The 23,784-nt window shown below is 73.8% G+C and carries 20 protein-coding genes; 6 read left to right on the top strand and 14 right to left on the bottom strand.

From position 1 onward, the window contains the following. Positions 1-177: 177 nt before the first annotated feature. The gene (locus tag IEZ07_RS25385; protein WP_191897046.1) at positions 178-2,568 is read left to right on the top strand and encodes an ATP-binding cassette domain-containing protein; all 2,391 of its coding nucleotides are present in this window, start codon (positions 178-180) and stop codon (positions 2,566-2,568) included. Between the two features lie 23 nt (positions 2,569-2,591). Here the strand turns inward: IEZ07_RS25385 and IEZ07_RS25380 are convergent, their stop codons facing one another. Genes IEZ07_RS25380 through IEZ07_RS25365 form a run of 4 tightly spaced genes read right to left on the bottom strand, consistent with a single transcriptional unit; the run spans position 2,592 to position 6,015 of the window. Next, positions 2,592-3,242 (bottom strand): response regulator, encoded by a 651-nt coding sequence (locus IEZ07_RS25380; protein ID WP_068902659.1) that lies wholly within the window; start codon positions 3,240-3,242, stop codon positions 2,592-2,594. Then, positions 3,235-4,410, bottom strand: a complete 1,176-nt coding sequence (locus IEZ07_RS25375) for a sensor histidine kinase (protein WP_191897045.1) — start codon at positions 4,408-4,410, stop codon at positions 3,235-3,237. Before IEZ07_RS25375 ends, IEZ07_RS25380 begins: the two co-directional genes overlap by 8 nt. Positions 4,411-4,413: 3 nt before the next feature. Further along, positions 4,414-5,109, bottom strand: coding sequence for an ABC transporter permease (locus IEZ07_RS25370; RefSeq protein WP_191897044.1), 696 nt, complete (start codon positions 5,107-5,109; stop codon positions 4,414-4,416). A 12-nt stretch (positions 5,110-5,121) separates the two neighbouring features. Next, positions 5,122-6,015, bottom strand: a complete 894-nt coding sequence (locus tag IEZ07_RS25365) for an ABC transporter ATP-binding protein (protein WP_191897043.1) — start codon at positions 6,013-6,015, stop codon at positions 5,122-5,124. Positions 6,016-6,273: 258 nt separating this feature from the next. Here IEZ07_RS25365 and nshR point away from each other — a divergent pair, with 258 nt between their 5' ends. Continuing rightward, on the top strand, positions 6,274-7,074 hold the full coding sequence (gene nshR / locus IEZ07_RS25360) for an NshR/TsnR family 23S rRNA methyltransferase (protein WP_191897042.1): 801 nt from the start codon (positions 6,274-6,276) through the stop codon (positions 7,072-7,074). Between the two features lie 163 nt (positions 7,075-7,237). Further along, positions 7,238-7,993, top strand: coding sequence for an expansin EXLX1 family cellulose-binding protein (locus IEZ07_RS25355; protein ID WP_191897041.1), 756 nt, complete (start codon positions 7,238-7,240; stop codon positions 7,991-7,993). Between the two features lie 136 nt (positions 7,994-8,129). Here IEZ07_RS25355 and IEZ07_RS25350 read toward each other — a convergent pair whose 3' ends face one another. Then, the gene (locus IEZ07_RS25350) at positions 8,130-9,959 is read right to left on the bottom strand and encodes an ABC transporter ATP-binding protein (protein WP_191897040.1); all 1,830 of its coding nucleotides are present in this window, start codon (positions 9,957-9,959) and stop codon (positions 8,130-8,132) included. A 195-nt stretch (positions 9,960-10,154) separates the two neighbouring features. Beyond that, entirely contained in the window at positions 10,155-11,441 is a 1,287-nt protein-coding gene (locus tag IEZ07_RS25345; protein WP_191897039.1) for a YibE/F family protein, read from the bottom strand. A gap of 257 nt (positions 11,442-11,698) precedes the next feature. On the opposite strand from IEZ07_RS25345, the gene IEZ07_RS25340 reads away from it, so the two are divergent. Both IEZ07_RS25340 and katG read left to right on the top strand, forming a co-directional pair. Beyond that, positions 11,699-12,133, top strand: a complete 435-nt coding sequence (locus tag IEZ07_RS25340; protein WP_068902639.1) for a Fur family transcriptional regulator — start codon at positions 11,699-11,701, stop codon at positions 12,131-12,133. A gap of 33 nt (positions 12,134-12,166) precedes the next feature. Beyond that, entirely contained in the window at positions 12,167-14,395 is a 2,229-nt protein-coding gene (gene katG, locus IEZ07_RS25335) for a catalase/peroxidase HPI (protein WP_191897038.1), read from the top strand. Between the two features lie 112 nt (positions 14,396-14,507). On the opposite strand, the gene IEZ07_RS25330 is transcribed toward katG, so the two are convergent. The 4 genes from IEZ07_RS25330 to IEZ07_RS25315 form a co-directional block, all read right to left on the bottom strand. After that, positions 14,508-16,259: a heparinase II/III domain-containing protein gene (locus IEZ07_RS25330; protein WP_239320487.1), complete on the bottom strand. Its 1,752-nt coding sequence runs from the start codon at positions 16,257-16,259 to the stop codon at positions 14,508-14,510. Positions 16,260-16,314: 55 nt separating this feature from the next. Continuing rightward, the gene (locus tag IEZ07_RS25325) at positions 16,315-17,568 is read right to left on the bottom strand and encodes a CU044_5270 family protein (RefSeq protein ID WP_191897037.1); all 1,254 of its coding nucleotides are present in this window, start codon (positions 17,566-17,568) and stop codon (positions 16,315-16,317) included. Then, on the bottom strand, positions 17,561-18,274 hold the full coding sequence (locus IEZ07_RS25320) for an RNA polymerase sigma factor (protein ID WP_307729038.1): 714 nt from the start codon (positions 18,272-18,274) through the stop codon (positions 17,561-17,563). The genes IEZ07_RS25325 and IEZ07_RS25320 overlap by 8 nt, the downstream gene beginning before the upstream one ends. Before the next feature lie 148 nt (positions 18,275-18,422). Next, positions 18,423-18,911: a DoxX family protein gene (locus IEZ07_RS25315; protein ID WP_239320489.1), complete on the bottom strand. Its 489-nt coding sequence runs from the start codon at positions 18,909-18,911 to the stop codon at positions 18,423-18,425. A gap of 149 nt (positions 18,912-19,060) precedes the next feature. Between IEZ07_RS25315 and IEZ07_RS25310 the strand changes: the two genes are divergently transcribed. Next, positions 19,061-19,723: a helix-turn-helix transcriptional regulator gene (locus tag IEZ07_RS25310; RefSeq protein WP_191897036.1), complete on the top strand. Its 663-nt coding sequence runs from the start codon at positions 19,061-19,063 to the stop codon at positions 19,721-19,723. 156 nt (positions 19,724-19,879) lie between these two features. On the opposite strand, the gene IEZ07_RS25305 is transcribed toward IEZ07_RS25310, so the two are convergent. From IEZ07_RS25305 to IEZ07_RS25290, 4 genes are all read right to left on the bottom strand, one after another. After that, a complete protein-coding gene (locus IEZ07_RS25305; protein WP_191897035.1) occupies positions 19,880-20,641 on the bottom strand; it encodes a group II truncated hemoglobin in 762 nt (253 codons plus the stop codon). A 272-nt stretch (positions 20,642-20,913) separates the two neighbouring features. Beyond that, on the bottom strand, positions 20,914-21,585 hold the full coding sequence (locus IEZ07_RS25300; protein WP_191897034.1) for a response regulator: 672 nt from the start codon (positions 21,583-21,585) through the stop codon (positions 20,914-20,916). 107 nt (positions 21,586-21,692) lie between these two features. Beyond that, positions 21,693-22,829, bottom strand: coding sequence for a sensor histidine kinase (locus tag IEZ07_RS25295; RefSeq protein WP_191897033.1), 1,137 nt, complete (start codon positions 22,827-22,829; stop codon positions 21,693-21,695). A 92-nt stretch (positions 22,830-22,921) separates the two neighbouring features. Then, a complete protein-coding gene (locus IEZ07_RS25290; protein ID WP_191897032.1) occupies positions 22,922-23,521 on the bottom strand; it encodes a hypothetical protein in 600 nt (199 codons plus the stop codon). Positions 23,522-23,784 lie beyond the last annotated feature (263 nt).

The following is a 23,784-nucleotide window of genomic DNA, read 5'->3' as shown; positions in this document are numbered from 1 at the left end:
CGGCGCACGCGGCGTCGGAGATCCCGCCGGACGCGGCCGGGCAGGCGACCGGACCGGTCAGGAATCGAGAAGCGCCGCTCTCCGGGCCGCGTCTAGCCTGGAGACCGCCGCCACGACCTGCGGGGGCGGCACCGGCGGAGAGCGCGGATGCGGCCCCGCCCGACGGATGGAGACCCGATGACCCCGACCGCGAAGGCGGGCGCGCAGCCGCCCGTGCCGGACCCCGCCGACGGCCACGACCTGATCCGCGTGCACGGCGCGCGCGTGAACAACCTCAAGGACGTCAGCGTCGAGATCCCGAAACGCCGGCTGACGGTGTTCACCGGCGTCTCCGGCTCGGGCAAGAGCTCACTGGTCTTCGGCACGATCGCCGCGGAGTCGCAGCGGCTGATCAACGAGACCTACAGCGCCTTCGTGCAGGGTTTCATGCCGGCGCTCGCACGGCCGGAGGTCGACGTCCTCGAAGGGCTGACGACCGCGATCATCGTCGACCAGCAGCGGATGGGCGCCGACCCCCGCTCCACGGTCGGCACCGTCACCGACGCCAACGCGATGCTGCGCATCCTCTTCAGCCGGCTCGGGCGGCCGCGCATCGGCTCGCCCCAGGCGTTCTCCTTCAACGTCCCCACGGTCCGGGCGAGCGGCGCGATCACGGTCGACCGCGGCGCCCGCAGGGCCGAGAAGGTGAGCTTCACCCGCGTCGGCGGCATGTGCACGCGGTGCGAGGGCCGGGGCACGGTCACCGACATCGACCTCACCCAGCTCTACGACGACTCCAAGTCCCTCACCGAGGGCGCGTTCACCATCCCCGGCTGGAAGTCGGACAGCTTCTGGACCGTGCGGGTCTACGCCGAGTCGGGCTTCGTCGACCCGGACAAGCCCATCCGTGACTACACCGAGAAGGAGCTCCGCGACTTCCTGTACCGGGATCCGGTCAAGGTGAAGGTCGACGGCGTCAACCTCACCTACGAGGGCCTCATCCCGAAGATCCGCAAGTCGTTCCTGTCGAAGGACCGGGAGGCGATGCAGCCGCACATCCGGGCCTTCGTGGACCGGGCGGTCACCTTCACCACCTGCCCCGGATGCGACGGCACCCGGCTCAGCGAGGAGGCCCGCTCCTCGCGGATCGGGGGCGTCGGCATCGCCGACGCCTGCGCGATGCAGATCAGCGACCTGGCCGAGTGGGTCCGCGGCCTCAGCGAGCCGTCGGCGGCGCCGCTGCTCGCCAAACTGCTGCACACCCTCGACTCGTTCGCGGAGATCGGGCTGGGCTACCTCTCGCTCGACCGGCCGGCGGGCACGCTCTCCGGCGGCGAGGCGCAGCGCGTCAAGATGATCCGCCATCTCGGCTCCCCGCTCACCGACACCACCTACGTCTTCGACGAGCCCACCGCCGGCCTGCACCCCCACGACGTCCAGAGGATGAACGGGCTGCTGCGGCGGCTGCGGGACAAGGGCAACACGGTGCTCGTCGTGGAGCACGAGCCGGAGGTGATCGCTATCGCCGACCACGTCGTCGACCTCGGTCCCGGCGCCGGTACGGCGGGCGGCGCGGTCTGCTACGAGGGGACCGTCGCGGGCCTGCGGGCCGCCGGCACCGTCACCGGCCGCCACCTCGACGACCGGGCCGCGCTCAAGGAGACGGTCCGCACGCCCACGGGCACGCTGGAGATCCGCGGCGCCACCCGCCACAACCTCCGGGGCGTCGACGTCGACATCCCGCTCGGCGTGCTCTGCGTCGTAACCGGCGTCGCCGGCTCCGGCAAGAGCTCGCTCGTGCACGGCTCCATCCCCGCCTCCTCGGGTGTCGTCGCGGTCGACCAGGCGCCCGTCCGCGGCTCGCAACGGAGCAACCCGGCGACCTACACCGGCCTGCTCGACCCGATCCGCAAGGCGTTCGCGAAGGCCAACGGCGTGAAGCCGGCGCTGTTCAGCCCCAACTCCGAGGGCGCCTGCCCCGACTGCAACGGCGCCGGCGTCGTCTACACCGACCTGGGGATGATGGCCGGCGTCGCCGTCCCCTGTGAGGAGTGCGAGGGCAGGCGGTTCCAGGCGGCGGTGCTGGAGCACCGCTTCGGCGGCCGCGACATCGGCGAGGTGCTCGCGATGCCGGTGACCGAGGCCGTGGAGTTCTTCGGCGCCGGCGAGACGCGGATCCCCGCCGCGCACGCGATCCTGACCCGGCTCGCCGACGTCGGGCTCGGCTACCTCGGCCTCGGCCAGCCGCTCACCACGCTGTCCGGCGGCGAGCGGCAGCGGCTCAAGCTGGCCGTCCACCTGGCCGGGAAGGGCGGCGTCTACGTCCTCGACGAGCCGACCGCGGGCCTGCACCTCGCCGACGTCGAACAGCTGCTCGGCCTGCTCGACCGGCTCGTCGACTCCGGCAGGTCGGTCATCGTCGTCGAGCACCACCAGGCGGTCATGGCGCACGCCGACTGGATCATCGACCTCGGCCCCGGCGCCGGCCACGACGGCGGGCGGATCGTCTTCGAGGGCACGCCCGCCGAGCTCGTCGCCGCCCGCTCCACCCTCACCGGCGAGCACCTGGCGGCCTACGTCGGCGCCTGACCGCGGCCGGTCCCCGGCCGCGGTCAGGCGCCGTCCGTCGTGAGCAGGCCGCGCCGGAAGGCGGCGGCGACGGCGGCCGCGCGGTCGTTGACGCCGAGCTTGGTGTAGATGTGCAGCACGTGGCTCTTGACCGTGGCCTCGCTGATGAACAGGCGTGCGGCGATCTCCCGGTTGGTGCCGCCCTCGGCGATGAGGCGGAGGACCTCCAGCTCCCGGGTGCTCAGCGGGTCGGCGGGGGTGCGGACCTGGCCGAGGAGGCGGGTGGCGACCGACGGGGAGAGTACGGCCTCGCCCCGCGCCGCCGTGCGCACGGCGCGGACGAGTTCGTCGCGGCCGGTGTCCTTGAGGAGGTAGCCGGTGGCCCCGGCCTCGATGGCGGGCAGGACGTCCCGGTCGGTGTCGTAGGTGGTCAGCACCAGGACGCGGGCCGCGCTGCCCAGCCGGGCGAGCTCCTTGATGGCCGCGACGCCGTCCGTCCCCGGCATGCGCAGGTCCATGAGGATCACGTCGGGGCTCAGCGCCCGCGCGAGCTCGACGGCCCGGGCGCCGTCCGCGGCCTCGCCGAGCACCTCGAAGTCCGGGTCGCCGGCGAACATGCCGCGGATGCCGTCGCGGACGATGGGGTGGTCGTCGGCGATCAGCAGCCGGATGGGGGTCGTGGAGGGCTCAGCCACGGACCACCGCCGGGACGCTCGCGGAGATCGCGGTGCCCGTGCCGGGCTCTGACTCGACCTCCAGCGTGCCGGCCAGCCGGCTCACCCGCTTGCGCATCGCGGTCAGGCCGAACCCCCCGCCGTCGCGGACGCGTTCCGGGTCGAACCCGGCGCCGTCGTCACGCACGTCCAGGGTGACCACGTCCTCCATGTACGACAGGGTCAGCCCGACCCGGGACGCGCCGGCGTGCTTGGCCGCGTTGGCCAGGGCCTCCTGCGCCGTGCGCAGCAACGTCTCCTCGACCTCCGGATGCATGGGACGAACCGTACCGGTGACGGTGAAATCCGCACGAACCTTGTTGAGCTCGCCCCACCGGGCCACGACGCCCTCCAGCGCCTCGGGCAGCGGCGCCGCCTCCAGCTGGCCGGGGCCCACCGCGTGCACCGAGCGCCGGGCCTCGGCGAGGCTCTCCCGGGCCAGCCGTACCGCGTTGTCCACGTGGCCCCGCCAGTCCTCGGCCTGCCTGGCCGCCTGGAGCTGGGTGATGATGCCGGTCAGCCCCTGGGCGAGGGTGTCGTGGATCTCGGCCGCCATGCGCTGCCGCTCGTCGAGCACGCCCGCCTCGCGGGCCTGGACCAGCAGCTGGGCCTGGAGGCCGGCGTTCTCCCGCATGGTCTCCTCGAGCCGCGCCACCATGCGCTTGCGCTCGGTGCTCCGTTCGGCGGTGACCTCCCCGACGAAGCTGAACAGGCTCACCCCCACGACGATGGCGGCGGTGAAGAACAGGTAGGTGAAGATCGCTGACGGGGTGGGCTCGGGAAGGCCGCCGCCGTAGGCCGTGACACTGATCGCCGCCGTGGCGGTCACCCCCGCGAACCTCTGGTTCCCCTTCAGGTACTGCCAGGAGTGGAGATAGCCGGTGAAGCCGAAGAAGCTCGCGAACCACACGCCCTGCGTGCAGAGCGCGCCGATCAGGACCACCAGCCCCGCCACGTAGACCGCACCGCCGGCCGCGCCCCGCGGCACCAGCCACATCCAGGCGGCCGCGAGCGCGGCCAGGCCGGACGTGATCCACGGGCTGCCGCCGGTGGCCAGGGAGAGCACCGCGGAGATCACCAGCAGGACGTACGGCGTGGCCGCCATCTGGCGCTCCAGCAGCCGTTCCCATCGGTCGAGCCGGCCGGTCATCCGTCACTCCCAGCGGAAGAACTTGGCCGCCGCGAGGCTGACGGCCAGAGCGTAGGCGGCCATCACACCGAGCAGCAGGGGGCTGGGGGCACCGCCCGCCCAGACCTCCCGCATGCTCTGCGCGAAAGCACCCAGAGGGGTGAACTCCCCGATGCGGATCAACATATCGGGCATCAGGTGGACGGGCTGCATGAGCCCGGCGAGATAGGCCATCGGGAAGTACAGCAGGACCCCGATCCCGTTGGCGGACCGGCCGTTCGGCGCCAGCGCCGCGATGAGCAGGCCGACCGCGAACATGCTCGCCGTACCGAGGATGAAGACCAGCGCGGCGGGCAGCCCCCCGGCGGGCAGGCGGGCGCCGAGGACGGTGCCCGCGACGGCCAGCAGCAGCCCGCAGGCGGCCAGTGCGAGGACGAGGAGCAGGAGCAGCTGAACCGCCAGGAGGTTGCCCGGGCGCACCGGCGTGACCGACAGCCGGCGCAGGATGCCCCGCTCTCGGTAGGTGGCCAGGGTGGTGGGCAGCATGTACAGGGCCACCAGCCCCACGGCGATGGCCAGCGCCATCGGCAGCAGCACGGTGTCGCCCGGCTCGATCGAGCTTCCGAACACCACCAGGATGAACAGCGGGATGAGCAGGGAGAAGAGGGCCCCGGGCTCCCGGGTCAGCAGCTTGGTCTCGACGAAGGCGAGTTTCATCATGATCGTGTTCCTTTAGTCGAAGGACCGGCCGGTCAGGGCGGTGAACGCGTCTTCCAGGGTGCGCTTGTCGATCCGGAGGTCGCTGACGAGGACCTGGTGGCGGGCCAGGTGCGCGGTGACCGCCGTGGCGAAGTCACCCGTCCCGGTGACGACCATCCGGTTCCCCTCCCTGGACACACCGGTCACGCCGGGCAGCCCCTCGACGCCGGTCATCTCCCCCGTCATCACCGTGAACCGCATCCGGTGCTCGCCCCCCGCCAGTCCGGCCGGGGTGTCGATCGCCACGACCCTGCCGCGGTTGAAGACGGCGACGCGGTCGCACAGCTCCTCCACCTCGTCCATGAAGTGGCTGACCAGGACCACCGTCACACCGCCCGCCCGGACCTGTTTGATCAGCTCCCAGGTGGCACGGCGGGCCTGCGGGTCCAGGCCGGTAGTCAGCTCGTCCAGGAAGGCCACCCGCGGGTTGCCGACCAGCGCCAGCGCGATGAAGAGCCGCTGCTTCTGGCCGCCGGAGAGCTTGCCGAACCGGGCGTTCCGCTTGTCCGCCAGCCCCCACTCCTCCAGCAGCTCCCGCCAGTCGCGCGGGGCGGCGTAGAAGGAGGCGTACAGGTCGAGGGCCTCCCACACCTTGATGTTCTCCGGCAGCTGGGTCTGCTGGAGCTGTACCCCGATCTGCTCGCGCACCCTGCGCGCGTCCTCGACCGGGTCGAGCCCGAGAACCCTGATCGACCCGCCGTCGGGCCGCCGCAGACCCTCCACGCACTCCACGGTGGTGGTCTTGCCGGTGCCGTTCGGCCCGAGGATGCCGAAGATCTCGCCTTCCTCCACCGAGAACGACACCCCGTCCAGCACGGTCAGGTCCGCGTACCGCTTGCGGAGGTCTGTGACTTCGATGACTGCCATGGCTCAAGCATCTTCCGCCCGCGTCCGGGGCGAATCGACCTGCCGGTCCTGATCGGCGGGGGATGGTGCTGATCCGGAAATCCACCGAACGGTGGATACCGCTCGCCCCCGCACCCTGCACTGCACCGCACCGCCCTGCACTGCAGTGCCCTGCGCCCCCCTGCGCTCCACCTGCACCGCCCTGCGCTCCACCTGCACCGCCCTGCGCTGCCCTGACCGGCCCGGAGACCCGGCGACGCTCGTGTTAGCCTCTTCGCCGTGACCAGCCTTGACGTCATCACCGAGCGCTCCGATCCCGCCGTACAACGGATCATCGATGTCACGAAGCCTTCGAGGTCCGTCGTCCGCACGGCGCTGATCGAGGACTCCGAGCCGCTCATGCAGAGCATCCGCGCCGGGGTCGAGCTCATCGAGGTCTACGGCCTGGAGACCGTTCCCCTGCCGGGCGACCTGCTCGCCGCGTGCGAGCAGCGCGGCATCCCGGTCCGCCTGCTCTCCCCCGCGATCGCCAACCAGGTCTTCAAGACCGAGAAGAAGCCCAAGGCGTTCGGCATCTGCCGGGTCCCGCATCCCTGCGGCTTCGCCGACCTGACCGGCCGGAAGGGCGACCTCGTCCTGCTGGACGGGGTGAAGATCGTCGGCAACATCGGCGCCATCGTGCGGACCTCCTTCGCACTCGGCGCCTCGGGCATCGTGCTCGTGGACAGCGATCTCGTCAGCATCGCCGACCGGCGGCTGATCCGGGCGAGCCGCGGCTACGTGTTCTCGCTCCCGATCGTCCTCGCCTCCCGCGCCGAGGCGCTCCGCCACTTCCAGGACAACGGCATGCGCCTGATGGCCTTCGAGGCCGGCGGAGCCCTCACGGTCAGGGACCTCGGCGGCATCGACGAGCGCCTCGTCCTCATGTTCGGCAGCGAGAAGACCGGCGCGTCGGGCGAGTTCTCCGGCATCTCCGCCGAGTCGGCGTCGATTCCCATGAACCCCGAGGCCGAGTCCCTCAACGTCTCCGTCTCGGTGGGGATCGCCCTGCACGCGCGGGCCCACCGCAACCTCGCCTAACGCCGGCGGCGCCGGGCTCCGGTCCCGCCGTCCCCCGGTGAACCCGCGGCCGGTGAACCTCGGGCCCACGGGTGCCGGGGCAGAGCGGGCACCGGCTGGGCACGCGGTGCCCGGGGCCGATTCGCTACCGTCGCCTCCGTCCCCCTTCGAGAGGAACCCCCGGATGCGACGTCTGCCCCCCGCCCTCGTAGCCGTGCTCGCCGCGAGCTCGCTCCTCCCCTCCCCGGCCCTGGCGCAGTCCGCCCGGGGCGGGGAGGGGACCGCGACCGCCCTCGGACCGGTGCAGGCGATCGGAGGAGAAGCGATCGAAGGGAAGATCGAAGGGAAGGCGGTCAGGGGGAAGGCGACCTTCTACGAACTGCGGTCCGGAGGGGGGAACTGCTCGTATCCCTCGCCTCCGGCCGACGGCCTCTACGTGGCGCTCTCCCCCCGCGAGTACGCCGCCGCCGCCTCCTGCGGCGGCTATCTGGACGTCACCGGGCCGAAGGGCTCCGTCCGGGTCAAGGTCGTCGACCAGTGCCCGGAGTGCCCGGCGGGGCACATCGACCTGAGCCGCAGGGCCTTCACCCGGGTGGCCGGCTCCGGCAGGGGCACGGCGCGGGTCGCCTACCGCCCGGTCCGCGACCCGCGGATCGGCAGACCGCTCTCCTTCCGCGTCAAGGAGGGGTCGTCGCGGTGGTGGTTGGCCGTGCTGGTCATCGACCACGGCAACCCGCTCGCCTCGGTGGAGGTGAAGGCCGCCGGCGGCGCGTGGCGCAGACTGGCCCGGGCCGACCACAACCACTGGATCGCCGCCTCCGGCGCAGGCCGGGGTCCCTTCGCCGTGCGGGTCACCGACACCCGCGGGCACCGGGCCACGGCGGGACGCGTCCGCCTGGCCCCCGCCGTGGTCCAGCGCACCGCCGCGAAGCTGTACTGACCGGGGCCGGCGGGCGGGCGGAGCCGCCCACCGGTGCGGGTCGCGCAGCCCGGACCGCCGCGGGGAGCGGCCGAGGGCGGGCACCGGTCAGCGCGGTGGAGCACGACCGGGGCGGGGAGCGGCCGCGCGGCGCCGGTCAGCGGCGGACCGCGTCCGGGGCGTCGTCCTCCGCCAGGAAGCCCCCGGACTGGTGGTGCCAGAGTCGGGCGTAGGGGCCCCGGGCCTGGAGCAGCTCGGCGTGGGTGCCCTGTTCCACGATGTGCCCCCGGTTGAGGACGACGAGCCGGTCCATCCGGACGACGGTGCTCAGGCGGTGCGCGACCACGAGCGCGGTGCGGTCCTGCATCAGGCGCCACAGGGCCTCCTGGACGAGGATCTCGCTCTCGGAGTCCAGGGCGCTGGTCGCCTCGTCCAGCACCAGGATCGGGGCGTCGCGCAGGATGGCGCGCGCGAGCGCGACGCGCTGCCGCTGGCCGCCGGAGAGCTTGACCCCGCGCTCCCCGACCAGGGTGTCGAATCCGTCCGGCAGGGACTCGACGAACTCCGTGACGTGCGCCGCCCGCGCGGCCCGGAGGATCTCGGCGTCGGTGGCGCCCGGCCGGGCGAACGCGAGGTTGTCCCGCACGGACCGGTGGAACATGGCGGGTTCCTGGGGGACGTAGGCGATGAGGCCGCGCAGGTCGGCCTGGCGCAGCCGGGAGATGTCCTGCCCGCCCACCAGGATCCTGCCCCCGTCCACGTCCATGAGACGCAGCAGCAACCGGGTGAGGGTGCTCTTGCCGCCGCCGGACTGGCCGACCAGGCCGATCTTGGTCCCGCTGGGGATGTCCAGGTCCAGGTCCTCGAAGAGCGGCGGGCCGTCGGCGTACGCGAACCTCACCCGCTCGAAGCGGACGCCCGCGTCGGCCGGGCGCAGCGGCTGCGGGTCGGGGGGGTCCACCACGGTCGGCGGCACGAGGAGCAGCTCGGTGAACTGGGCCGCCTCGGTGAGCACGCTCTCCATGCGCCGGTATATCTGGTTGAACTCGAACATGATGTTGATCGCGTTCGAGTAGTAGGTGAACGTCACCACGACGGCCTCCACGCCGAGGCCGCCGCGGAGCGCCACGGCGAGGAGCAGGCCCGCGGTGCTGGTGAGCACCGACAGCGGGGCGACCACGGTGTCCACCCGGAGGTTGCCGTAGTCCCAGGAGCGCAGGGACAACCGGTGCTGCTCGGCGAGCCTGGCCCGGTGCTCGACGGCTTCGCGCTCCTCCGCGGCGAACGCGCGGACCGTGTCCATGTTGGACAGCACGTCGGCGACGTGGCCCGAGACCCGCACCTTGGCGGCCTCGCGTTCGTCGACCAGCGCCTGGCGGCGGCGGATGAGCGGGGCAACGAGGACGGCGGTGAAGACGATGAGGCCCAGGAGCACGACGACCAGCAGCGGGTGGTACCGCCACAGCACCACCGAGGCGAAGGCCAGGGGGACCACCTTGGCCATGATCGAGAACGTGAGAGTGTCGGCGAAGTCCTCGAACCTGGAGGAGAATCCGAGCACCCGTTTGGTCAGCGATCCGGCGAAGTTGTCGTGGAAGAACGCGGCGTCCTTGGCCAGCAGCGCGTCCATGCCCACCACGCCGAGCCTCTCGATGCCCCGGGCGTCGGTGCGGTTCAGGAAGTGCAGCCCCACCCGCCACAGCACCTCGCCCGCCAGCAGCAGCGCGCCGAACCCGACCACGTAGGGCATCAGCGCGTCGACGGAACCGTCCCCGCCGCCTGACAGGTGCCCCACGAGCCCGGCCACCGCCAGCGGCGCCAGGTAGTACAGGCAGATGTTCCCCATCGCCGGCAGCGTCAGCGCGGGAACCGCGACCCGCCACTGGCGCCTCAGCTCGCCGCAGTAGTGGCGCAGCGCCAGCAGAACCGCCGATCTCCGCACGGGCGGGCCGTCTCCGGAGCCCTCCGGCGATCCGAGCACAGTCATCAGCCCTCCCGAACGCCGACACCACCGTGGCCATGTTGCCGCAGCGTACGAGGGGGAAGCGACCGGTTTTTCGCCCGCCCCGGCGGCGGACCGGACACCCGGTGAGCCGCCCGGCCGGCCTTCCGGGCGTCCTGTGCAGCCCGGCCTCCGGCACGTTCTGTACGGTTCCGGAACCCGTCCGGCGGCCGGACCGACTCAGGCGACCGGGTCGGACAGCGGCTGCGGCGGCCGCCGGTGACGGGCCCGGCGTGGCGGGTCGTCGCGGTCGTGGTCATGATCGGAGTCGGCGCGGCGGGCGCCGGTCAGGGCGGCCAGCGCGGTCGTGATCGGCACGGCCGCGATCAGCCCGAGGGTGCCCACCACGCTGCGGACGATCTCCTGGGCGAGCACCGGGTTGGTCAGCACCTCGCCCAGGGGCTGCTCGCCGACGCTGATCAGCAGCAGCAGCGGCAGCGACGCGCCGGCGTAGGCGAGCACGATCGTGTTGATCACCGAGGCGATGTGGGAGCGGCCGACCCGGGCCGCGGCCCGGTACAGCCGGGCGAACCCGTACCCGGGATTGGCGTGGGCCAGTTCGGCGACGGTGGCGGCCTGGGTGACGGTGACGTCGTCCAGTACGCCCAGGGACCCGATGATGATGCTGGCCAGCAGCAGTCCCTGGGTGTTGATGCGGTGGCTGGTGTCGAGGTAGAAGGAGCTCTCGTCGGTGATGCCGTTGAGCTGGACGACGCCGATGGCGGCGTAGGCCAGCGCGCCGGTCAGGGTCAGGCTGGCCACGGTGCCCACGATCGCCACCGAGGTGGTGACGGTGAACCCGTGGGTGAGATACAGCACGGTCAGCATGATCGCCGCGGCGCCGACGACGGCCACCAGCAGCGGCGGCTCGCCGGCCAGGATCGCCGGGATGACGAACGCCAGCAGGAGCACGAAGGTGATGCCCAGCCCGACCAGGGCCATCACCCCGCGCCAGCGGCCGAACGCGATCACCGCCAGCGCGAAGGCGGCGCCGGCCAGCAGCAGCGGCGAGGACCGGTCGTGATCGGAGATCTGGTAGGGCGGCACATCCAGCTCGCTGTCGGGAGTGTGGATGAGCACCACGTCGTCGCCGGCGGCGAAGCGCTGCGCGCCCGGGCCGCTGGGCAGCGGGGAGACGACGTCCCCGCCGGCCTGCGGGCCGCTGGTCAGCCGGACGCGGGCGTCGCCGCAGGTGGCCGGGTCCGGCGCGGGCGGCGCAGCCTGCGGCTCCCCCTCGATGGGCGGCTCCTCCGGGCAGGGGGTGAGGGTGATCGCGGTGATGGTCCCGTTCACCCGCTGCAGTGTCGGCTGCTGCGCGGTGGAGACCGGTCCGGCCGGCCACAGCCAGACCAGCGCCGCCACGGTGACGACCGCCAGCGGGATGATCACGGCCAGGATCGCCCGGACCGTCGCCCGCGAACCCGCCGGGAGGTGGCCGTGCGAACCGTGGGAATGGTCGGCGCCCATGGGCGAGGCTCTCCTAAGGCACGTGCGGGTGGGATGAGGCGCCGCGAGGTCGCCGCGGGTGGGGGAGGCGGTCCAGGACGTCACCGCCGCCACGATGGTAGCCGCACCGCGCCGCGCCGCGCCGTACCGTGCTGCGGCGGGATGGGACGGGACGAACCCCGCTCGGCGGGACAGGACGAACCCTGCCCGGCGGGACATTAGACTTAAGTCATTCGCTCTCTTGAGTCATTCGTGTTTATGGAGGTAGGTTTGGCGCCATGACCGCACCCGAGACTCCGACCACCGCCGAGGAGCTGCGCGGGGTGGGCCTGCGGGTCACGGCCGCCCGCGTCGCGCTCCTCGAGACCGTGCGAGCCGGCGACCACCTCGACGTCGAGGCGATCGCCTCCGGGGTGCGCGACCGTGTGGGCCACATCTCCCTCCAGGCCGTGTACGAGGCCCTCCACGCGCTCACCGCGGCGGGACTCCTGCGCCGCATCGAGCCGGCCGGCAGCCCGGCCCGGTTCGAGGGGCGCGTCGGGGACAACCACCACCACGTCATGTGCCGGTCATGCGGCGTCGTCGCCGACGTCGACTGCGCGGTCGGCGAGGCGCCCTGCCTGACCGCGTCCGATGCCCACGGCTTCTCGATCGACGAGGCCGAGGTCATCTACTGGGGCCTGTGCCCCGCCTGTTCCACCAGCGACTCCTGAACACCTCTCGTCCCTCAGTCCGGAAGGATTTCCATGTCCGAGAACCACGACGCGATCGTCACCGACCCGAAGGCGGAGGAGGGCGGCGGCTGCCCGGTCGCGCACGGCCGCGCCTCGCACCCCGCCCAGGGCGGCGGGAACCACCGGTGGTGGCCTGAGCGGCTCAACCTGAAGATCCTCGCGAAGAACCCCGCCGTGGCCAACCCCCTCGGCGAGGACTTCGACTACGCCGAGGCGTTCAACAGCCTCGACCTCGCGGCCGTGAAGCGGGACATCGCGGAGGTCCTGACGACCTCGCAGGACTGGTGGCCGGCCGACTTCGGCCACTACGGCCCGCTCATGGTGCGGATGGCCTGGCACAGCGCCGGCACCTACCGGATCACCGACGGCCGCGGCGGCGCCGGGGCCGGTCAGCAGCGGTTCGCCCCCCTCAACAGCTGGCCGGACAACGCCAACCTCGACAAGGCCCGCCGCCTGCTCTGGCCGGTCAAGAAGAAGTACGGCCAGAAGATCTCCTGGGCCGACCTCCTGGTCCTCACCGGCAACGTCGCCCTGGAGACGATGGGCTTCGAGACCTTCGGCTTCGCCGGCGGCCGCGCGGACGTCTGGGAGCCCGACGAGGACGTCTACTGGGGCCCCGAGACCACCTGGCTCGGCGACGAGCGCTACAGCGGCGACCGGGAGCTGGAGAGCCCCCTCGCCGCGGTGCAGATGGGCCTCATCTACGTCAACCCGGAGGGCCCGAACGGCAACCCGGACCCGCTCGCCTCGGCGCGCGACATCCGTGAGACCTTCCGCCGGATGGCGATGAACGACGAGGAGACGGTCGCCCTGATCGCGGGCGGCCACACCTTCGGCAAGACCCACGGCGCGGGCCCGGCCGAGCACGTCGGCCCCGACCCCGAGGCCTCCCCGATCGAGCAGCAGGGCCTGGGCTGGAAGAGCACCTTCGGCGCCGGCAAGGGCGGCGATACGATCACCAGCGGCATCGAGGTCACCTGGACGAACACCCCGACCCAGTGGGACAACAGCTTCTTCGAGATCCTGTTCGGCTACGAGTGGGAGCTGACCAAGAGCCCCGCCGGCGCCCACCAGTGGAAGCCGAAGGGCGCCGCCGGTGACGGCACCGTCCCGGACGCGCACGACCCGTCGAAGCGCCACGCCCCGGGGATGACCACGGCCGACCTCGCGCTCCGGTTCGACCCGATCTACGAGCAGATCTCGCGGCGCTTCCTGGAGAACCCCGACGAGTTCGCGGACGCCTTCGCCCGCGCGTGGTTCAAGCTGACCCACCGCGACATGGGCCCGGTCGCGCGCTACCTCGGCCCGGAGGTCCCGAGCGAGGTGCTGATCTGGCAGGACCCGCTCCCGGAGCGGACCCACGAGCTCGTCGACGCCGCCGACGTCGCCTCCCTCAAGGGCGACATCCTCGCCTCGGGCCTGACGGTGTCCGACCTCGTGTTCACCGCGTGGGCGTCGGCCTCGTCCTTCCGCGGCAGCGACAAGCGCGGCGGCGCCAACGGCGCCCGCATCCGCCTCGAGCCGCAGAACGGGTGGGAGGTCAACGACCCCGACCGGCTCGCGCCGGTGCTGCGCACCCTGGAGGGGGTCCAGGAGGCCTTCAACGCCGCCCAGACCGGCGGCAAGCGGGTCTCGCTCGCCGACCTGATCGTGCTCGGCGGCTGCGCGGCCGTCGAGAAGGCCGCCAGGGACGCCGGTTTCGACGTCGAGGTCCCCTTCACGCCGGGCCGCGTGGACGCCTCGCAGGAGGAGACCGACGTGGAGTCGTTCGCCGCGCTCGAGCCGGCGGCCGACGGGTTCCGCAACTACCTCGGCAAGGGCAACCGGCTGCCGGCCGAGTACCTCCTGCTCGACCGGGCGAATCTGCTGACCCTGAGCGCCCCCGAGATGACGGTCCTCGTCGGCGGCCTGCGCGTCCTGAACGCCAACCACGGGCAGTCGCCGTTCGGCGTCTTCACCAAGACGCCCGGAGTGCTGACCAACGACTTCTTCGTCAACCTGCTCGACCTGGGCACGGAGTGGACGTCGGCGTCGGACGACGCGAGCACCTTCGAGGGCCGCGACGCCGCCGGTTCGATCGAGTGGACCGGCACCCGCGCCGACCTCGTCTTCGGGGCGAACTCCGAGCTGCGCGCGCTCGCGGAGGTCTACGCGAGCGACGACGCGAAGGAGAAGTTCGTGAAGGACTTCGTGGCGGCATGGGACAAGGTCATGAACCTCGACCGGTTCGACCTCGCCTGATGATCCCGGCGTCCGGGCCGGCCCGCGCGGGCCGGCCCGGACGTCCTCGTTCCCGGCGTTCCGGCCGGCCGCCGTCACCGGTCGAGGTTCCCGGGGTTCCGTCCGGCCGCCGTCACCGGTCGAGCGAGAGCGGGAAGGAGACCGGGCCGCCGGGGGTCCGGACGGTCGCCCGGCCGCCGGCGCAGGTGACCTCGGGATCACCGGTGCCGGGGACGACCAGGGTCAGCACGGAGCGCGCCGCGGGCGACAGCACCGTCGCCGACCGCGCCGTCCGGAGGTGCCCGGTCGCGATCTCCCGGTGCTCCACCTCCTGCCCGCCGAGCGGCAGGCCCGAGACCGGGGAGAGCTGGACCAGCGTCACCCGCCGCTCCCCGTCGGCCAGCACCACCCGCCCGTCGCGGACCGAGACCACGGTGAGCGACGGGTCGAAGTGCCAGAGGCTGCGCAGCACCGACCCGGCCGGGACCTCGTCCAGCACGGCCATCAGGTCGGCGCCGTGGACGACCAGGACCGAGCGGGTGCGGCGGACCCCGTACGCGTCGTCGGTGAGCCGGAAGCACTGCCGCTCCGGGCCGGTGGACGCGCTCACCAGGTGCGTCGCCGTACCCTCCCGGAACGTCGCGCCTGGCACGACCGGGACGTTGTGCGCCTCGGGCGAGGCCGTCCACCGCTGGTACGGCGTGCGCTCGTAGGAGTGGAAGCCCGCCTCGACCAGGACCGCGCGGCCCCGGGCGTGGTAGGTGACGCCCAGGTGGTCCTCGTGGCCGTGCAGCCTGCGCCCGGGGCCGAACCTGATCGAGTAGTACGCCGAGGCCGGGTCGTCCCAGGCGGTCCTGGCGAAGACGTAGCCGGCGTCGAACACCCGCACCGTCTCCCGCCGGGCGGGGAATCCCACCGGGCGCACCCCGGCCGGGCCGTCGCCGATCGGCACCAGGCTGCCGTCGGGCTGGGTGGCGTGGGCGACGTAGGACTCCAGCGCCGCGCGCCGCGCGGCCAGGGCGGGCGGGACCTCCATCCCGCACCGGGTGATCGTCTCCAGCGCGACCCCCAGCCGCCGGTGGACGTAGAGGCCGTACCGCGGCGCCTGCTCGTGCAGCGCGCCCTGCCCGTCGATCGCGAGCAGCGCGGAGCCGGTCATCCGCCGGACGGCCAGCTCCTGCCAGGGCCGGTGGCCGAGGCGGCGTCCGATCGTCAGCAGCGCGATGTCCTGGTCCAGGCCGTGGTTGTGCCCCCGGCGGTAGAGCGCCGGATCGGCCAGGACCCGGCCGTGCTCGGCCAGGCTCCGGCGCAGCCAGCCGGCGCGCACGTGCGCGCTGAGGCAGACCAGCGCCGGGCCGCGCAGCGCGACCGGGTGCTCGGCCCAGGCCCACGGGCTGACCCCGGCCCCGCCCTCGGGGTTGCCGCGTACCCAGTCCTCGGCGATCGCGGCGGCGCGGTCGAGGAACTCCCGGTTCCCGCAGCGCTCGTACTCCACGACCAGGCCGCCCATCCAGCGCAACGCGTGCAGGTTGAGCGCCCAGGAACGGCTCCGGTGCGGGTCGGCGAGCCAGTCGATCCCCCCGGTGCCCAGGTCGGCGGGCGGGAGGCCGGCGAACGCGACCCGGCCCCGCAGGACCTCCGCGGCGTCGATCGCGGGGAAGCCGCCGGGCACGCAGACGGCCGGACCCTCGCCCGCCCGGAGGGACCGCAGCGCGGACCGCTGCCCGAAGGCCCGCGGGAAGGCCTGCCCGGAGGTCCGCAGGAAGGCCCGCGGGAAGGCCCGCACGAAGATCCGTAGGAGGGTCGCGCCCGCGCGGCGCAGCCGGACCGGTACGGCGGGCCGGTACACGGCGGGACCGGGCACCGTGGTGACGTGCTTGAACAAATGCTTGCTCCAATGAACGGCGCGAGCGGCCCTGGAGACCACCCGGTGAGGCGGGCTACGGCAGGCCGGGCGCGGCCGGTTCGTCGTCGGTCCAGCCCGCCTCCAGCACCAGTTCCACCTGGTCTCCTCCGGACCCCGGCGGGCCCGCGACCGTGGCGGAGAGCACCTGCGAGTCGCCGGGATCGATGATCAGCGTCCGCCGGACGGCGGGAGCGGCCCGCAGGTCGAACGAGAACGCGGCGCCCCTGCGGCCCCGTTCGTCCGTCGCCTCGCCCAGGTAGCGGACGTTCGGCAGCTCCGCCAGCGCCCGGTAGGCGGCCGCCCGCACGGCCGGCGGCGACGGCTTGCTCCACAGCAGGCCGCTCAGCGCGTCGGCGACGACGCCGTCGAACGAGTCGAGCGGACCGGCCCCGGAGGCGCCGGCCGCCCGTTCCTCCCGCACCGCCCGGCTCACCCACTCCTTCAGCGCGGCGGCATCGGTCGGCAGCCCCTGGATCTGCTCGAAGGTCATCGCACGGCCGGCCATGCTGAACGGCACCCTGCCCGTGGCCGCCGTGAGCCGCCCCTCCTCCGCCGCGGTGGACAGCAGGTGTCCCCGGCTGGACCACTCGGCGGGCGAGCCGTCGCGCCGCCAGGCGTCCTCGTCGGCCTTGCCGGCCGGGTGCGCCCCCAGCGCCCGGGAACCCGACCAGACCCGGCCGTCCCTGGCCACCCACTGCTCGGTGACCCGCGACTCCACCAGCCGGTAGCGGTTCCCGCCCCGGCCGAGCGGCTCCGGATGGGTCTGCCGGTGCAGCTTCCTGACCCTCCAGTACGCGCCGGTCGCCACGGGCTCGGCGGCGGCCGTGCTCGCCGCCGCCAGCAGCACCGACCGGCCGGAGACCGTCGTGATCCGGTCCGGCCCGCCCGGGCCGCCCGGCTCGCCGCCGGTCGCCCCCGGGACCACGAGCGCCACCGCCACCGCCACGGCGGCGGCGAGCCCGGCCGCGACCGGCGCCCACGGCCGCCGCAGACGGCGCCGTCCCGATCCCGCCCCCGGACCCCGAAGGAGTCCGGTCCCCGGACGCCCGGCCCCTCGGCCCTGGCGGAGTCCGGCCGCTGGATTCCCGGTCCCCCGGCCCCGGAGGAGTCCGACCCCCGGACGCCCGGTCCCCCGGCCACGACGGAACCAGGCCACCGGACCCCGGCGGGCACCGGCGTCCGGCAGGCCGCGGACCCCTGCCTCGACCCGGCCGCGGACCCTGGCCTTGAGGAACGGGTCGGCCGGCGGCTCGCCGTACAGCTCGCGGAGCGTCCTCAGCTCATCCACGGCCGGTCTCCTCGGGGTCGAGCATCGGGTTGCCGCCGCCCAGCGCGGCGCGCAGCTTCTTCCTGGCCCGGCTGAGCCGGGACCCGACGGTCCCGTACGGGATGCCCAGTGCGGTGGCGATCTCCTCGTGGCTCAGCCCGGCCAGGGCGACCAGCAGCAGGACGTCGCGGTCGCGCCGGTCGAGCCCGGCCACCGCCGCCGCGAGCTCCGGCCGCAGGCTCTGCGCGCTGACCCGCGCGGCGACGCGCTCGTCGTGGCCGGGGGCGTCGGCGTCCGGGCCGTGGCGCCCGAGCGCGCGCAGCGTGCGCACCTCCAGGCGGCGGTGCCTGCCGACGAGGTTGGTGGCGATGCCGTACAGCCACGCCCGCACGCCCGCCCGGGAGGGGTCGTAGGAGGCCCGCTTGCGGAACGCGGTGAGGAACGTCTCGGCGACGACGTCCTCGGCGTGGTCGGGGCCGAGGCGCTGGGCGACGTACCGGTGGATCTCTGCGAAGCAGGCGTCGAAGACCGCGCCGAACGCCTCCGGGTCGTCGAGGGAGAACGGGCCGGTCCCGGCGTCCTCCACGGGCGGGGTCCGGCCGGCCCCCTCCGCGGACGGGGTTCGGCCGGCCCCCTCCGCGGACGGGGTTCGGCCGGCGTCCTCCACCGCGGGCGGGGTCCGGCCGGTCCCCGCCGCGGACAGGGCGGTCCGGGGCGGCGCGGTCACGATGGTCTCCCCGGCATGTGCACCCTCTCGGAGACGGATCGGCGGTCGCTTCTTATCGCCCGATCCGCCGATCCGCTTTCACGGTCTCAGATATGATCTACGTCACTCTTCCCGGGACCTCCAGGCGCTGCCCGCCTCCGCCGGCCCGTCACCGCGTTACGGACCGGCCGTCCCGCGCGACCACCGCCACCGCCGGCCCGCTCCGGCCCCGGGGGCGTAGGAGCGCGTCCAGCGCCCAGGGTCCCGGGCCGAGCACCGCGACGAGGAAGAACGACCAGCAGAACAGCGCCGCGAGCTCTCCGCCGTTGAGCAGCGGCAGGAGGTGGTCCGGCTGGTGCACCACGAAGTAGGCGTACGCCATCGAGCCGGAGCAGATCAGCGCGCCGAGGCGGGTGAGGAGCCCGGCGAACACCAGGGCCCCGAAGACCAGCTGGACCAGCGCCGCCCACCACCCGGGCCAGGCGCCGAACTCCACGGCCTGGCCGGTGCCGCGGTTGCCGCCGAGGACACCGAACATCGACGCCAGCCCGTGGAACAGGAACAGCAGGCCCGTCACGGCGCGGAAGAGCGAGAGCACCGGCCCGCAGAACCGGTCGAGCCTCATCGCCGGTCCGGCGCCGATCGGTTCGTCCCTCATCGGCTCACCTCTCGTCGCCGGTGCGTCGGACGCATCGCTTCCCCCATCGCTCGTGCCATTTCCGCCAACTGCCGTGCTCAATATTCCGTCGGCTCCAAATTACGTCAACCAGAATTGGCGAAATTTGAGATTCGGCTACGGTGGAGTCCATGGACGCGACGTCGGGGGACCTCGAGGCGCTCGGCCTGTTGTCCGAGCCGCAACGGGCCCGCCTCTACGAGTTCCTGGTCGCCAACGGGCCGTGCACCCGCCAGGAGGTCTGCGAGGCCCTCGGCATGGGCCGGACCCTGGTCGCGTTCCACCTGCTCAAGCTCGAACAGGCCCGGCTCGTCACGACGGTCGACGAACCGGCGGGCACCGGCCGCCGCGGCCGTCCCGCCCAGCGCTACCGGGCCGCCCGGCGCGAGCTGAACGCCTCGGTGCCGCCGCGCCGCTACGAGCTGCTCGCCGAGATCCTGCTCCGCGCCGCCCGGGAGCACCTGCCCTCCGAGTCGTTCACCGAGGCCGCCGTCCGCGCGGCCGTACGGCTCGGCCGCGAGCTGGCCGCCGAGCAGGCCGCCTCCGGCGCCCCCGACGCGCTCTGGGAGCTCCTCGGCCGGCTCGGTTACGAGCCCGCCGCCGACGGCGGCTCCGTGGTGCTGACGAACTGCCCGTTCCAGCGGATGCGCGCGGTCGACACCGAGCTGGTCTGCTCGGTGAACGCCGCCCTGGCCCGGGGCTGCCTCGACGGCCTGAACGCCGCGGAGCGGTTCACCGCCCGGCTGCGGCCCTGCCCGGACAACTGCTGCGTGCTCCTCGAACCCGCCGCCTAGCGCCGCCGGTCCGGCGCGCCATGCCCGGGAGGCGTCCGGGCGCCGGAACCCGGAGCCCCTCGCACGCTTCCGGAAGCAGCGCGCCGACCGCCGCCGACGCCGCGCGGCGGGACCCCCGCGGGACTCCCACGGAGGTCCCGCAAGGGTCCCGCGGCGTCAGCCCTGGTACGGCGGCGCGACGCCCCAGCCCCACCGCGGCACCGGCGCCTGCCGCACGGGTGCGGCCCCGGGCTGGGAGTTGGCGAGGGCCAGGCGGGTGCCCCACTCGATGTAACCCATGAACGCCGCGCGGAACTCCGGATCGTCGGGCAGGCCGACCTCGTCGGCGGCGTCGGCCAGCAGGGTCACCCAGCGGCGGCGCTGGGCCTCGGTGATCGCCCGGTTCAGGTGCATGCCCAGCATGTGCGCGTAACCGCCGCGCTCGCCGGTGTAGCGCGCCGGGCCGCCGAAGACCTCCGCCAGCCACATGGCGACGTAGCGGGGATGGCCGGGGTCCATGTGCGCGAAGAGCGGCCCGACCACGTCGTCGGCCCGGACCGTCTCGTAGAACCGCTCGGTGAGGCGTTCGAGCGCCTCGGTCCCGCCCATCCAGTCGTACAGGGTGGGGACGGCGCCGCCGGTGCCGCGCACCGCGGCCGGCTCGTAGTGGCGCATCTCCTCGATCATGCCGACGTAGGGCCGGACCTCCGCGAGGAAGCCGGGGAACAGCTCGCCTCCCCGGAACCCCTCCAGGTGCTCCTTGGCCGAGGTCCAGGTGATCCGCAGGATGTAGGAGGCGGGGTCGTCGGCGCAGCGGCTGAGCTCGTAGTCCGCGCACTGCGGCGCCCGCGCGAGGAGGAGCGCCGCCCTGCCGTAGGCCTCCTCGAACGCGGCCGACCGGTCGTCGGGGATGCGGTAGCGGATGTACTCCACGATCATGGTCGTCCTCCGGAGGGTGAGATCGAAGCCTCCGGCCCACTATGCATGATCTGTAATCATGTAATCAATAGGAAAGATCACTGGCCGGGGATCCGCCGCGTGGCCCGCCGGACACCGGGCACCGCCACCGAGGTCCGGTGCAGGGGCCGATGCCGGGCCCGCCGCCGGGGCCCCGTGCGGACGCCACCGCCGGAGCCTGATGCGAGGGGCGACGCCGGGACCCGGTGCGGACGCCACCGCCGGGGGCCTGGTTCGGAGGACGGCGCCCGGCGTCACCCCAGGCCGTGGTCACGGGCGTAGACGGCCGCCTGGGTACGGTCGCGGAGGCCGAGCCGGTGGAGGATGCGCGATATGTGGTTCTTCACGGTCCCCTCGCTGAGGAACAGGCGCTCGGCGATCTCCCGGTTGGTCGAGCCCCGGGCGATCAGCCGGAGCACGTCGAGCTCCCTGGCGGTCAGGGAGGCGTCCGGCCCTGCGCCGGGCCGGACGGCGAGGACCGACGCCAGCCGCGCCGCCGCCGCCGGGTCGAGCTGGGCGATGCCGGCGTGCGCGAGCCGTACGGCGGCGGCCAGTTCCCGGGCCGGCACGTCCTTGAGCAGGTAGCCGGTCGCACCCGCGCGCAGCGCCTGGACGACGTACTCCTCGTCGTCGAAGGTGGTGAGCATGACCACCCGGACGCCGGGGGCGCGGTCGCGCAGGGCGGCGACGGCCTCGACCCCGCCCATCCCGGGCATCCTGACGTCCATGAGCACCACGTCGGGCGCCAGCGCGACCGTCTGCTCCACCGCGTCGTGCCCGTCCGCCGCCGTGCCGACCACGGTGATGCCGGGCTGGATGCCGAGCAGCGAGGCGACGGCCTCCCGGATGAGCCGCTGGTCGTCGACGACCAGGACGCGCACCGCCCGGTCGGAGGCCTCCGGGGATGCGGGGTTCCCCGTGGGCACCGGCGTCCCCGGGCTTGCCGGAACCCCTGCGCGGCCGTGTCCGCTCGGGGTCCCGGAGGCGGCCACGGGGATCTCCCGAGTCTCGGAGGTCGCGGGGCTCTCGGGGGTCACGGGGCGGTCCGCCGGGGGATCGTGACGGTCAGCCGGGTCCCGCCGCCGGGGGCGGCGCCGATGTCGACCCGCCCCCCGGCCAGGTGCACGCGTTCCCGCATGCCGAGCAGGCCGTACCCCTCCCTCTCCGGCGCGAACCCGCGGCCGTCGTCGCTGACCACCAGCTCGGCGCCCGCCGCGCCCAGGGTCGCGGCCACGGTGACGCGGGTGGCGCGCGCGTGCCGCCTGGCGTTGGTGATGCCCTCCTGGGCCGCCCGGTAGACGGCCCGGAGCGCCGCCGGGTCGTGTCCGCGCTCATCACCGGCGAGTTCCAGGGCCACGGCCACGCCGTCGTCCGCCTGTCCCTCCACCAGCTCGGCCAGGGCGTCCGCCAGGTTGAAGGAGCCGCCGCCCTCCTCGCGCAGCGTGCGGACCGACCGCCGGACGTCGCCCAGCGCGCGCCGCGCCGAACCGTGCGCGTCCGCGATCGCCCGGTCCGCCGTGGCGGCGTCCAGCTCCCGGAAGGCCGCGGCCTTCTCCAGCAGCACGACGACCGCCGTCAGGTGGTGTCCGAGGTCGTCGTGGATGTCCCGGGCCACCCGGTTGCGCTCGGCCGCGGCGGAGAGCTCGGCGACCCTGGCGGCGGAGGCGGCCAGTTCGGTCCTGGCCCTCCGTTCCTCCACCGCCACCGCGGCCATGGCGACGGCCAGGACCAGCCCCACGGAGAACATCAGCAGGTCGGACACCTGCTCGGGGTTGGCGTACCAGCGCGGGTCGGCCACCGCGCCCGCCACCGCCAGGGACAGGGCGCAGGCCACGGCCAGCGCGACCGCGGCCGTGCGGCCGAAGGCGAAGTACGCGGTGAACGGCACCAGGACGAACAGCGCCCGCGACAGCCCGGACCCGTCGGCGGCCGCGACGGCAGCGAACAGCGCGATCCGCGCGCCGAGCAGCACGGCCGCCTGCCGCCGGGGCGTGCCCTCCGGGTGGCGGCGCGCCTCCAGCAGGTCGAGCCCGGCCAGCGCGGCCAGGCCGCCGGCGAACAGCGCCGGCCGGGTGTCGCCGAACCCGGCCAGCCAGGCGTACACGCCCGCCGCCAGCACCGCGCCGTAGAGCACGGGCGACACCCACGGCACGGGGCGGGAGAGGGACATGCCCGCCAGACTACGGCCGGACCGCACGCCGCTCCACCCGCCCGTCCCGCCATCCGGTACACCATCGCGGTCCGGTACGCCGCTCCATCCGGCTATCCCGCGGTCCGGTACGGCACGGCCGCCCGCCGGGGCGACGCCTCGCCCTGCCGCAGCGACAGCGACAGCCAGATCAGCGATGCGGCGACCAGCACGTGGACGACGCTGTTCAGCGGGGTGTCCGGCAGCGGCGCGAGCAGTGCCAGCAGCACCAGGGTGACGCCGTAGCCCACGGCGGGGACGCGCGGGAAGACCCCGGTGCGCAGCATCGACACGGAGAACAGCGCGGTCCCGACGACGAAGAGCGCCATGCCCCCGAGCAACGCGATCCTGGTGGGTCCGGCGAGCAGCGTCTTCACCACCGCCGGGTCGAGGAAGAAGACGACGAGGTTGAGCGCGAAGACGACACCCGCGAAGAGACTGAGCCCGATCATGTTCACGGCGTACGCGATGACGCCGAAACGGCCCGAGGCGGAGCTCTGACGCAGGTGGAAGGCGGTGAGCGCGGGCGGGCCGAAGGCGATTCCGAGGCCCAGGACGATACTGGTCGCGGCGGTCTCGCCGGTGAACGCCTCGACCGCCCCGGGCAGGCCGACGGACAGCGCCAGGACGACGCCGCACACCATGCCGAAGCGCGACATCCAGGAGAGTGACACGGGAACTCCTTCCGTGAGGACTGGGAACGGTCCGACGGTAGGAGCGGGGGACCCGGCCGGATAAGTACCGGAGGTCATGGTGACGGCACGACGTGCGGGGCCGGAGGACACGTGCCGTCCGGCCGGACGGGCCCAGACCGGACGGATCCCGGCCGGACGGATCCCGGCCGGACGGATCCCGGCCGAGCGGATCCCGGCCGGACGGATCCCGGCCGGACGGATCCCGGCCGAGCGGATCCCGGCCGGACGGATCCCGGCCGAGC

It is taken from the genome of Planomonospora parontospora (assembly GCA_014647935.1).
Classification (GTDB): domain Bacteria; phylum Actinomycetota; class Actinomycetes; order Streptosporangiales; family Streptosporangiaceae; genus Planomonospora; species Planomonospora parontospora.
This window is presented reverse-complemented; position numbering and strand designations above follow the sequence as displayed.